The following is a 10056-nucleotide window of genomic DNA, read 5'->3' on the forward strand; positions in this document are numbered from 1 at the left end:
TGAAAAAGCCCGCTGACTGTCACCAGTCCAGCGGGCTTCCTTTTGCGTCGTGCCTTAGTTAGCCACTGCCGCCTGCTCGTCCATCTTCTGACGCAAGCTCAACGGGCGCATGTCGGTCCAGGTTTCTTCGATGTAGGCCAGGCATTCCTTTTTCAGGCAGCTCTTGCCCACGGTGCGCCAGCCGGCAGGCACCGCTTTGTAGTCGGGCCAGATCGAGTATTGCTCTTCGTGGTTGACCACGACCTGAAAGAGGATGTCCTCGCGGTCGAATACTGACGTCATGCTGTGTCTCCATCGCTGTAGGGTGGGCTGCGCGGCGTGCGCAGCCGGTATGTAGAAGGAACGTTGCGCGGCGCGAAAAATTTAGAGGCTGGCGGTGGCTGCGGCCATGGCCCGGCCGAAAATCTCGGCCACCCGATCGATTTCCGCGGAGGTAATCACCAGCGGCGGCAGGAAACGCACCACGCCGCCGTGACGCCCACCCAGCTCAAGAATCAGCCCGCGCTTGAGGCATTCACGCTGCACCAGCGGCGCCAGGCGACCGAAGATCGGCGGATGCCCCAATGCATCGGGCGCACCCGTCGGATCGACCAGCTCAACGCCGAGCATCAAGCCGCGCCCGCGAATGTCGCCCAATTGCGGGAAGTCCCGCTGCAGAATGCGCAGGTGCTCGCTCAGGCGCTCGCCCATGGCGGCAGCGTGCTCGCAGACCTTGTGTTCGGTCAGGTAACGCATCACCGCAGAACCCGCCGCCATGGCCATCTGATTACCGCGGAAAGTCCCGGCATGAGCGCCCGGCAGCCAGGTGTCGAGCCAGTCGCGGTAAACCACGACGGCGAGTGGCAGACTGCCGCCGATGGCTTTGGACATGACCACCACGTCCGGAATGATCCCCGCGTGCTCGAAGGCGAACATCTTGCCGGTGCGAGCGAAACCGCTCTGGATTTCATCGACGATCAGCGCCACGCCGGCCTGTTCGGTGATGCGCCGCAGGCCGCGCAGCCAATCGAGATCGGCCGGGATCACCCCGCCCTCGCCCTGCACCGCTTCGACGATCACCGCCGCCGGCAATTGCACGCCGGCCTCTGGATCATTGAGCAGGTTTTCCAGGTAGCTCAGGTTGACCTTCACCCCTTGCGCACCGCCGAGGCCGAACGGGCAGCGGTAGTCGTAGGGATACGGCATGAACTGCACGCCGTTGCTGAGCAAGGCGCCCAGCGGCTTTTTCGGCCCCAGGCTGCCCATCAGGCTCAGCGCGCCCTGGCTCATGCCGTGATAACCGCCCTGGAATGACAACACGGTGCTGCGTCCGGTGGCGGTGCGCACCAGTTTCAGCGCGGCTTCCACCGCGTCGGTGCCGGTGGGGCCGCAGAACTGGATCTTGGCTTCAGCAGCCAACGCCGCCGGCAGCAAACCGAACAGGTCCTGGACGAATTGATCCTTGACCGGCGTGGTCAGGTCGAGGGTGTGCAGCGGCAACTCATCGCTCAGCACTTGCTGGATCGCTTCGATCACCACCGCATGGTTATGCCCCAGGGCCAATGTCCCGGCACCCGCCAGGCAGTCGATGAAACGGCGGCCTTCGACGTCTTCGACATAAATGCCCTTGGCGCGCTTGAGCGCCAGGGGAATGCGTCGCGGGTAACTGCGGGCATTCGATTCCTGCTGGTTTTGACGGGCCAGCAACGGCGATTCATTGAACTGATACAGCGTCTCGACCGGCGCCGGAGCGATCCGGGCCGACTGATCTTCCATAAGGCTGGTAGCGACTGACATCTCTCGACCCCTCAATAAGGTTTTCCTGTTCTGGAAACGCATCAGGGCGCCGAGGATTTAGACCCTCGATCAGCTTTCTATGAAGGCGGTGTCAGTGCCTTATGCATTGGAATGGCATGGAGCCCGGCCACGATGAAGATTTCAGCGCAGGGCCGGTACCCCAAATGGCGATAAAAAGCCTCGCTGGTGCGGGTGCTGTTGAGGCGAGCCTGGCCCAGTCCCTGATTGATCAACCAGCCTTCGAGGTCGTGAACCAGCGCCTCTCCGGCACCGCGACGAAACCATTCCGGCTGCACATAGCAGAACGCGACCTTGCCACTGATCGCCGCCATGGCGACACCGACCGGTTTGTCCTGCAACAGGGCGATGTTCAGGTACAACCGTTGGTCGGTCAGCCACGGTTGCACGTGCTCGATGGTTTTGTTGTGGGTCCAGGTGGCGACGGTTCTCGGGTCGTTGCGATGGTCGAGCGCGCAGCCGACACGAATGGAGCGCTCGACGATCCGACTGATGATGCCGGCGTCGGCGGGGGTTGCCTTGCAGATGTGAATCGATGCATCCATGGCGCTGTTACCTCAATCCATTGAGAAAAAGCTGCCGGGGACGATAGCGCTGTGGCGAGTCGCTGACTAATGGAGAGAAGTTACATTTGATGTGCAACACAGCCTCCCTTGTGGGAGTGAGCCTGATCGCGATGGCGGTGTAACAGTCAACATGGATGTTGGATGTTATGGCCTCATCGCGAGCAGGCTCACGCCCACAGGGAAAGGTTGCGGTGTTGGTTAGAGGGGTTGCAATGGCATGGTCAATTCAACCCGCAACCCATCCGGCCGGCTGTCGAAATGCAGGGTGCAACCGCACCGCTGAACAATCGCCTGGACAATCGCCAGGCCCAATCCGCAGCCGGTGCTCTGGCCGTTGCGCCAGAAACGTTGGGTCAGGTGTTGCAGGTCATCATCGGCAATGCCCGGGCCGTGGTCGCGGACCAGAAAGCGTGCGCGACTGCCAGTGGTTTCCAGGCTCAGTTCCACCGATCCGTCGCCCGGGGTATGGCGCAGGGCGTTGTCCAGCAAATTGCGCAATGCGGCGATCGACAGCACCGCGGGCATCTGCACCGGGGCATCGGAGAACTTCGCTGGCATGTGCAGCTTGATCCGCCGACGATCACCGCTGGCCGCATCCTGAATCGCCAGTTTCGCCACCTGTTCGGCGCTGCATTGCACCCCGTCGTCGAACGACAGACTGCCCTCGACCCGCGCCAGCAGCAGCAATTGCTCCAGCGTGCGGTGCATGCGGTCGGCGCCCTCTTCTGCCCGTGCCAGGGACTGATCCCGGGCCGCGCCATCAGTCATGCGCGCCACTTGCAGATGGGTTTTGATTGCGGTCAGGGGGCTGCGTAATTCGTGGGCCGCGTCGCCGGTCAGGCGGCGTTCGCGCTCGATGGTCTTGCCGATGCGCTGGAACAGCTGATTCTGGGTGTCCAGCAACGGTTGAAGCTCGCTGGGCAGCGGCTGGATCTGCAAAGGTTCGAGCGAATCGGCGCTGCGGCGCATCAAGGCATCGCGCATCCGGTTGAGCGGCGCCAGCCCTTGGCCAATCCCCAGCCACAACAGGCACAGGCAGCCGAGCAACGCCACGCCCACCGGCACCGAAGCGGCCAGCAGGATCGACATGTTCAGTGCCTCACGCTCGATCTGCCGATCCGCCGTGGTAATGCGCAGATCACCGCGAGCCAGGGTGAAGCTGCGCCACGGCGCGCCGTCGATCATCTGATCGTGGAAGCCCATTTTCTCGGCTTCCAGGGTTTGTTGCGGATCGGTGTGACTGCGGGCGAGGATTTCGCCGCGCAACGAGCTGACCTGGCAGGCCATGCCACCCGGAATATTCAGTTGTTCCGCGCTGAAATGGGTGCCCTCGCCCTTGCTCGGCAACGCGGGCAATTGTTCCATCAGGCCGGCGACCATGCGCGCCGATGCCACCAGCCGCTGGTCGAGGGAAAACATCATTTGGTTGCGCAGGTCGCTGAGCATCCAGGCCGCCGCCAGGGCCCAGATCAGCGCAAAAGCGGCGCCGAGTGTCAGGCTCAGGCGCAAACGCAGGCTCATCACTTTTTCATTTCCTCTCCACCATCGGCGGGCCCCAGGCGATAACCCAGGCCGCGCACCGTCTCGACAATGCCATTGCCGAGTTTGCGCCGCAGGTGATGGATATGCACGTTGAGGGCGTTGCTTTCCAGTTCGTCATTGAAACCGTAGACGCTGTCCTTCAATTGTTCGGTGGACAGCACTCGGCCACGGTTATGCAGCAAGGCTTGCAACAGCGACTGTTCACGCCGCGAAAGGTCGACGGACTGGCCGCCGAGCATGGTTTCCCGGCTGCTCGGGTCGTAGGTCAGACGGCCGTGTTCGATCAGGTTGACGCTGCGCCCCGCCACGCGTCGCAACAAGGTGTGCAGACGGGCGGCGAGTTCACGCAGGTCGAACGGTTTGAGCAGGTAATCGTCGGCGCCGGCCTGCAAACCGTCGACGCGGTCGGTGACCGAATCCCGCGCCGTGAGAATCAGCACCGGAATCTCCAGGCCACTGTGGCGCAACTGCTGCAACAACTTCAGGCCGTCCTCATCGGGAAGACCAAGGTCGAGCACCATGACGTCGAACTCAGCCACTTTGAGCATCGCCCGGGCAGCCGATGCCGTGGCGACGTGCTCCACCGTCAGGCCCTGTGCGGTGAGGCCGGCGACAATGCCGCTGGCGATCAGCTCATCATCTTCACAAACCAGTACGTGCATGGGCGCTCCATGAGTAAAAACGCGAGTCAAGCAGATGTGGATTAAGGCGCAATTATGTCAATTGCGAGGGATGACGAATAGCCCGGCTTTCTGTCACCCAACCAAATCAAACTTATTCATTCACCTTAGTTGCAAAGCGACACAAACAACCTCAAAAAAAACTCTTATTGATTTTCGTAAAGCGATAAGCTCAGCCCGCAACTAACTCACAACACCAAAACATGACAACCTGACCACAAACCTGCTCTTGAACAACCAACAAACGTTTAACTATTGAAAGGAACAACAACATGCCAATCTTGAAAAACTTTGTCACCGTCGACTGGCGCTCTGGCAAAGATGGAATTCATTTCTTCTTCAAAGACATAAATAAATACTCTCGTTACAGCCTTGGCGACAGGCAAGTTCCAAAGGGATACCCGAGCGATATTTCATACGGCAACTGGAATGACTTCCACTCCCATGCCAAAAACCTACGCTTTGGCTTAACCACCACTGATCTGATCAATGAATCTGAAGGTTATGATTCTGACGCAACATGGTTGTTTTTTTACGAAGGCACTACACCGACCGTCTGCAAGTATAATCAAGACACCGATAGAGTCAGTTATATAAAGCCTGTGGAAAATACTGGATGGGCTCCCATTCTTCCTTATTTCGATCGTATCATCGCAGTGACGTGGTGGACTCTAAACGAAACGGGCCACATATTTAAGTTCATCATGAGCGACGGAAAGCACTTCCAATTCAACTACAAAAGCAACTATTACAATCAACCCTCCATCTCCCCGACCGTCTGGAGCGGACTGTCCCCCTACCTCGACCGAATTATTATCGGCGTGCAAAAAGACAGTAATAGTGACGACAATTATTTCTACATCTTCCTGACTGGCAACGAATACATCATCTACAACCTGCAAATGAATCGTATGCATTCTGGCCCGCACCCGGTGAATGAGGTGAATTGGCCCGGATTGCTACGAGACTGAAAATCTGTCGACTCGCGGTTAATCATCGGTTAATCGCCGCCTCCCATTGTGCACCTCACTTGCACAGGGATAAGGCTTACCCATGCGTCGACTGTTTCTTCTTTTTGTTCTCTTGATCTCGGGTGTGGCCCAGGCAGGGACCAATCCGTTCGATACCAAACCTGAATTTTTACCGGTGGAAAAGGCCTTTGTCTTTACTTCCGAGCGCCTTGAATCGGGTGAAACACAGCTCTTTTGGCAAATTACCGACGGCTATTACCTTTACCAGAAACGCCTGAAATTCGAGGGGCTGCCCTCGGAGCAACAGCCGCCGTTACCCGAAGGCGAAGCGCACAATGATGAATTCTTCGGCGAACAACCGGTGTATCGCCAAGGCCTGGAGCTGAAGATTCCGGCGGGCGCCACCGGTCAGATCAAGGTGGGCTTCCAGGGGTGTGCCGATGCCGGATTGTGCTATCCGCCGCAAACCCAGGTCGTGGACCTGGGTGGCAACGTTGCGGGCGCAACCAACGAAGCACCGGATCAGGCCCTGGCCAGCGGCCTGCAACAACGGGCGCTGGGCTGGAGCTTGCTGGTGTTCTTCGGTCTGGGCCTGCTGCTGGCCTTCACTCCTTGCTCGTTGCCGATGCTGCCGATACTGGCCGGCTTGATCGTCGGCAGCGGCGCCACGCCCAAACGCGGTTTCGCCCTGGCGACCAGCTACGTGGTGAGCATGGCGCTGGTGTATGCGGCGATGGGTGTGCTGGCCGCGCTGCTTGGTGCGAACCTTCAGGCGCTGTTGCAGAACCCCTGGCTGCTGGGCAGCTTCGCGGCGATATTTGTCCTGCTGGCGTTGCCGATGTTCGGTTTCTTCGAGCTGCAACTGCCGGTGGCGGTGCGTGATCGGCTGGAAAATGTGTCGCGCAATCAGCGTGGCGGCAGTCTGATCGGTGCCGGTGTGCTCGGGGCCTTGTCGGGGCTGCTGGTCGGCCCGTGCATGACCGCGCCGTTGGCCGGCGCCCTGCTCTACATCGCACAAAGCGGTAATGCGCTGCATGGCGGGCTGATTCTGTTCGCAATGGGCATCGGCATCGGTGTGCCGCTGTTGTTGCTGGTGACCGTGGGCAATCGCTTCCTGCCCAAACCCGGCGCCTGGATGAACCTGCTCAAAGGCGTGTTCGGTTTCCTGTTCCTCGCCACCGCCCTGCTGATGCTGCGCCCGGTGCTGGATCAATCGCTGTGGATCGGTTTGTGTGGCGCCTTGCTGCTGATTGCCGCCTATAGCGCCTGGAAACAGTCGGAAGGTTTTGGCCGCGTCGCCCATCTGTTCGGCGCCAGTGCGCTGTTGCTCGGGATGTGGGGCGGTCTGCTGATGATCGGGGCCGCCGGGGGCAGTGATGACTTGCTCAAACCGTTGCAGGTCTACAGCGCTTCCGCCTCTTCCGGCAATGCCGCTCGCCCGACCGGCCATGAGGCCTTCACCACGATCAACAATCCGCAAGCGCTGCAACAGGAACTGGACGCCGCCCAGGCCCAGGGCCAATGGGTGCTGCTGGACTACTACGCCGACTGGTGTGTGTCGTGCAAAGTCATGGAAAAACAGGTCTTCGGCAAAGCCCATGTAATGGCAGCGCTGAGCGATGTGCGCTTGCTACGGCTGGACGTCACCGCCGACAATGCCGACAGCCGCGAACTGCTCGGCCGTTATAAAGTGCCGGGGCCACCGAGTTTTCTGTGGATCGGCGCAGACGGCCAGGAGCGCCGCAGTCAGCGCATCACCGGCGAGGTCGATGCCGACACTTTCCTGCAACGCTGGACCACCACCCGAGACGCCCGTTAATGCTGACCTTTACCCTCGGCACTTTTGCCATCGCGCTTAACCATCTGCTGCTGATCAGTGCCCTGGCGCTGGCGACGTTTGTCGGCTGGCGGGTGGCCAAGCGCGGTGGAGAGAACCCCGAGTCGGCGCTGTTCAGCCTTTTTTTGCTGGGCATGCTGGCGGCGCGGGTCGGGTTCGTCGGCGCCTACTGGGCCCACTATCGCAACGATCCGTGGCAGATCATCGACCTGCGCGATGGCGGTTTCCTCGCCTGGCCCGGAGTGATTGTGCTGCTGCTCACCGCGCTGTATCGCGGTTGGCGCCGGCCGGGTCTGCGCCGCCCGCTGGGGTTTGGCGTGGCCAGCGGGTTGGCATTCTGGCTGCTGGCGACTTTCTCTCTGAGTATTTACGAACAAGGCACGCGCCTGCCGGAAATCGCCCTGCGCAACGCCGCCGGCGAAACCGTGCAACTGGCGGACTACAAGGGTGGACCGCTGGTCATCAATCTCTGGGCCACCTGGTGCCCGCCGTGCCGCCGGGAAATGCCGGTGCTGGAAAACGCCCAGCAACAGCGCCCGGACCTGACCTTCCTGTTCGTCAATCAGGCCGAAAGCATGCAAAGCGTCAGCACCTTCCTCGAAACCCAAGGCCTGAGCCTGACCAACGTGCTGTTCGACGGCAGCGGTCGACTGGGTCAGGCCGTGGGTTCCATGGCATTGCCGACTACGCTGTTCTATAGCCCCGACGGTCGATTGCTGGGCAGCCATTTGGGTGAACTCTCGGATGCCAGCCTGGCCCGCGCCCTGGAAAACTTCGACACCCCTTCTCCTGCCGTACCGGCCACCTCTTCAAGGAAACTGCCATGCCCCGCCTCCGCCACCTGCTGACGCTGACTCTGGGCGCAGCGCTGCTGCACCTGCCGTCGGTGCAGGCCGCCGAAGAATTGCCTGAAGCGATCAAGAAGATCGAAGCCAAGGGCGCGAAAATCGTCGGTCAGTTCGACGCACCCGATGGGCTGCGCGGTTACGCCGCCCAGTACCAGAACCGCGGTATCGCGCTGTACCTGACCCCGGACGGCAAGCATGTACTGCTGGGCAATCTGTACGACGCCGAGGGCAACGACCTGAGCAGTGCACCGTTGCAGAAACTGGTCTACGCGCCGATGTCCAAGGAAGTCTGGGCCAAGATGGAAGCCAGCAACTGGATCGCCGACGGCAAAAAAGATGCGCCACGCATCGTGTACTTGTTCAGCGACCCGAACTGCCCCTACTGCAACATGTTCTGGGAACAGGCTCGGCCGTGGGTCAATGCCGGCAAAGTGCAGCTGCGGCACATCATGGTCGGGATCATTCGCGAAGACAGCCCGGGCAAATCCGCCGCGCTGCTAGCCGCCAAGGACCCGAGCAAGGCGCTGGAAGATCACGAAAAATCCGGCAAGGGCAGTTCGCTGAAAGCCCTGAAGGACGTGCCGCCGGCGATTCAGGCGAAATTGGCGGCGAACATGCAGTTGATGGAAGACCTGGAATTGCAGGCCACCCCGGCGATTTTCTACATGGACGACAAGGGCGAGCTGCAACAGCAGCAAGGCGCGCCTTCGCCGGACAAGTTGGTGAAGATTCTCGGGCCCAAGTAGTTTGCTGTAGAGACTTGGTGACCACACCGGCCCCATCGCGAGCAGGCTCGCTCCCACATTTGAATGCATTCCCCTGTGGGAGCGAGCCTGCTCGCGATGGGGCCAGCAAGATCGACTAATTTCTCTCGGCTAAAAACTTCAACAACGCCTCCGTCACAAACGGCGGATTCTCCAGATTGGAGATATGCCCCGCCTCCGGCACCAGCACATACGGGCAGCCAATCAACCCGGCCATTTCCTTCGTTTCCGACGGCGGCCGCGGTTTGTCCTGATCGCCACACATCACCAGCGTGGTGGCAGGGTTCAGCTCGCCCAGACGCGGCAACAGATCATCCCGCCCAAACGTAATCCGCCCCATCGGCACAATGCTTTCACGCAGACGTTCGGACGGCAACGCCGCCAGTTTCGCGCGAAAATCCTGATACAGGGCCGACTGTGGATCGATGCCCGGACGGAAGAAAATCGGCACCACGATGTCGAGCAACTGCGGCGCGATCACGCCGGTGTCTTCGATCTGTTTGAACAGCGAGAAATAGTATTGGCGAGTCGGTTCCGGCTCGACGCCGACGTAAGTGTCCATCAGCACCAGGCCATTGATCCGCTGTGGCGCTGACAGCGCCAGTCGCACGCCCCACATGCCACCGACCGACAGACCGACCAGCGTGACACGATCAACGTCCAGATGATCGAGCAGCGCCAAGGCCTGGCGGGCGATGTCATCCAGCGACTTCGTGCCTTCGGGAAGTGGCCCGGATTCACCGTGGCCCCACAGGTCCAGGGCAATGACCCGATAGTGTTGCGACAACGCAGCAATCTGCGGTGCCCACATGGCCTGGTCCCACAGGTAGCTGCCGGCCAGCAATACGGCCGGGCCGGTGCCTTGATCGATGTAGTGAAGGGGCTGTCCGTCAATCGTTACAAAGGGCATTAACTGTCTCCTTTTTGAAGGGAATTCAACAAAAAAAGCAGAGGCAGCCTGAGCCGGTCCGAAGCGGCAGTCAACGCGCAAATTCGCGCAAATTTCGATGACGCCTTCGCGAGCAGGCTCGCTCCCACAGGTCTGGTGTCGATC

At 60.4% G+C, this 10056-nt stretch carries 10 protein-coding genes; 4 read left to right on the forward strand and 6 right to left on the reverse strand.

Annotated features, from left to right (window positions below; genetic code table 11):
- Nucleotides 1-54: 54 nt before the first annotated feature.
- The 5 genes from FHL16_RS07145 to FHL16_RS07165 form a co-directional block, all read right to left on the reverse strand.
- Complete coding sequence (locus FHL16_RS07145) at nt 55-282, reverse strand: MbtH family protein (RefSeq protein WP_077747885.1); 228 nt, start codon at nt 280-282, stop codon at nt 55-57.
- A gap of 81 nt (nt 283-363) precedes the next feature.
- The gene (locus tag FHL16_RS07150; RefSeq protein WP_010461185.1) at nt 364-1776 is read right to left on the reverse strand and encodes an aspartate aminotransferase family protein; all 1413 of its coding nucleotides are present in this window, start codon (nt 1774-1776) and stop codon (nt 364-366) included.
- A gap of 77 nt (nt 1777-1853) precedes the next feature.
- Entirely contained in the window at nt 1854-2339 is a 486-nt protein-coding gene (locus FHL16_RS07155; RefSeq protein WP_010461187.1) for a GNAT family N-acetyltransferase, read from the reverse strand.
- Between the two features lie 219 nt (nt 2340-2558).
- Nucleotides 2559-3884 carry an ATP-binding protein gene (locus FHL16_RS07160; protein WP_077747886.1) on the reverse strand — a complete coding sequence of 442 codons (1326 nt, stop codon included), beginning with the start codon at nt 3882-3884 and terminating at the stop codon, nt 2559-2561.
- A complete protein-coding gene (locus FHL16_RS07165) occupies nt 3881-4564 on the reverse strand; it encodes a response regulator (RefSeq protein ID WP_010461191.1) in 684 nt (227 codons plus the stop codon). Before FHL16_RS07165 ends, FHL16_RS07160 begins: the two co-directional genes overlap by 4 nt.
- 290 nt (nt 4565-4854) lie before the next feature.
- Here FHL16_RS07165 and FHL16_RS07170 point away from each other — a divergent pair, with 290 nt between their 5' ends.
- The 4 genes from FHL16_RS07170 to dsbG all read left to right on the forward strand — a co-directional run bounded on the left by FHL16_RS07170 (nt 4855) and on the right by dsbG (nt 8984).
- Nucleotides 4855-5553 carry a hypothetical protein gene (locus FHL16_RS07170; protein ID WP_077747887.1) on the forward strand — a complete coding sequence of 233 codons (699 nt, stop codon included), beginning with the start codon at nt 4855-4857 and terminating at the stop codon, nt 5551-5553.
- 82 nt (nt 5554-5635) lie between these two features.
- A complete protein-coding gene (gene dsbD / locus FHL16_RS07175; protein ID WP_077747888.1) occupies nt 5636-7372 on the forward strand; it encodes a protein-disulfide reductase DsbD in 1737 nt (578 codons plus the stop codon).
- Nucleotides 7372-8238, forward strand: a complete 867-nt coding sequence (locus FHL16_RS07180) for a TlpA disulfide reductase family protein (RefSeq protein WP_077747889.1) — start codon at nt 7372-7374, stop codon at nt 8236-8238. Before dsbD ends, FHL16_RS07180 begins: the two co-directional genes overlap by 1 nt.
- Nucleotides 8214-8984 carry a thiol:disulfide interchange protein DsbG gene (gene dsbG, locus FHL16_RS07185; RefSeq protein WP_077747890.1) on the forward strand — a complete coding sequence of 257 codons (771 nt, stop codon included), beginning with the start codon at nt 8214-8216 and terminating at the stop codon, nt 8982-8984. Before FHL16_RS07180 ends, dsbG begins: the two co-directional genes overlap by 25 nt.
- Nucleotides 8985-9099: 115 nt before the next feature.
- Here the strand turns inward: dsbG and FHL16_RS07190 are convergent, their stop codons facing one another.
- Entirely contained in the window at nt 9100-9912 is an 813-nt protein-coding gene (locus FHL16_RS07190; protein ID WP_077747891.1) for an alpha/beta fold hydrolase, read from the reverse strand.
- Between the last annotated feature and the right edge of the window lie 144 nt (nt 9913-10056).

It is taken from the genome of Pseudomonas sp. FSL W5-0299 (assembly GCF_005930655.1).
GTDB classification, from domain to species: domain Bacteria; phylum Pseudomonadota; class Gammaproteobacteria; order Pseudomonadales; family Pseudomonadaceae; genus Aquipseudomonas; species Aquipseudomonas mandelii.

Bases quoted from the DNA above. Each gene is read 5' to 3' on its own strand.
- FHL16_RS07190 (WP_077747891.1), bottom strand. From the start codon at position 9,912: ATGCCCTTTGTAACGATTGACGGACAGCCCCTTCACTACATCGATCAA.
- FHL16_RS07180 (WP_077747889.1), top strand. From the start codon at position 7,372: ATGCTGACCTTTACCCTCGGCACTTTTGCCATCGCGCTTAACCATCTG.
- FHL16_RS07145 (WP_077747885.1), bottom strand. From the start codon at position 282: ATGACGTCAGTATTCGACCGCGAGGACATCCTCTTTCAGGTCGTGGTC.
- FHL16_RS07170 (WP_077747887.1), top strand. From the start codon at position 4,855: ATGCCAATCTTGAAAAACTTTGTCACCGTCGACTGGCGCTCTGGCAAA.
- dsbG (WP_077747890.1), top strand. From the start codon at position 8,214: ATGCCCCGCCTCCGCCACCTGCTGACGCTGACTCTGGGCGCAGCGCTG.
- FHL16_RS07165 (WP_010461191.1), bottom strand. From the start codon at position 4,564: ATGCACGTACTGGTTTGTGAAGATGATGAGCTGATCGCCAGCGGCATT.
- FHL16_RS07150 (WP_010461185.1), bottom strand. From the start codon at position 1,776: ATGTCAGTCGCTACCAGCCTTATGGAAGATCAGTCGGCCCGGATCGCT.
- dsbD (WP_077747888.1), top strand. From the start codon at position 5,636: ATGCGTCGACTGTTTCTTCTTTTTGTTCTCTTGATCTCGGGTGTGGCC.
- FHL16_RS07155 (WP_010461187.1), bottom strand. From the start codon at position 2,339: ATGGATGCATCGATTCACATCTGCAAGGCAACCCCCGCCGACGCCGGC.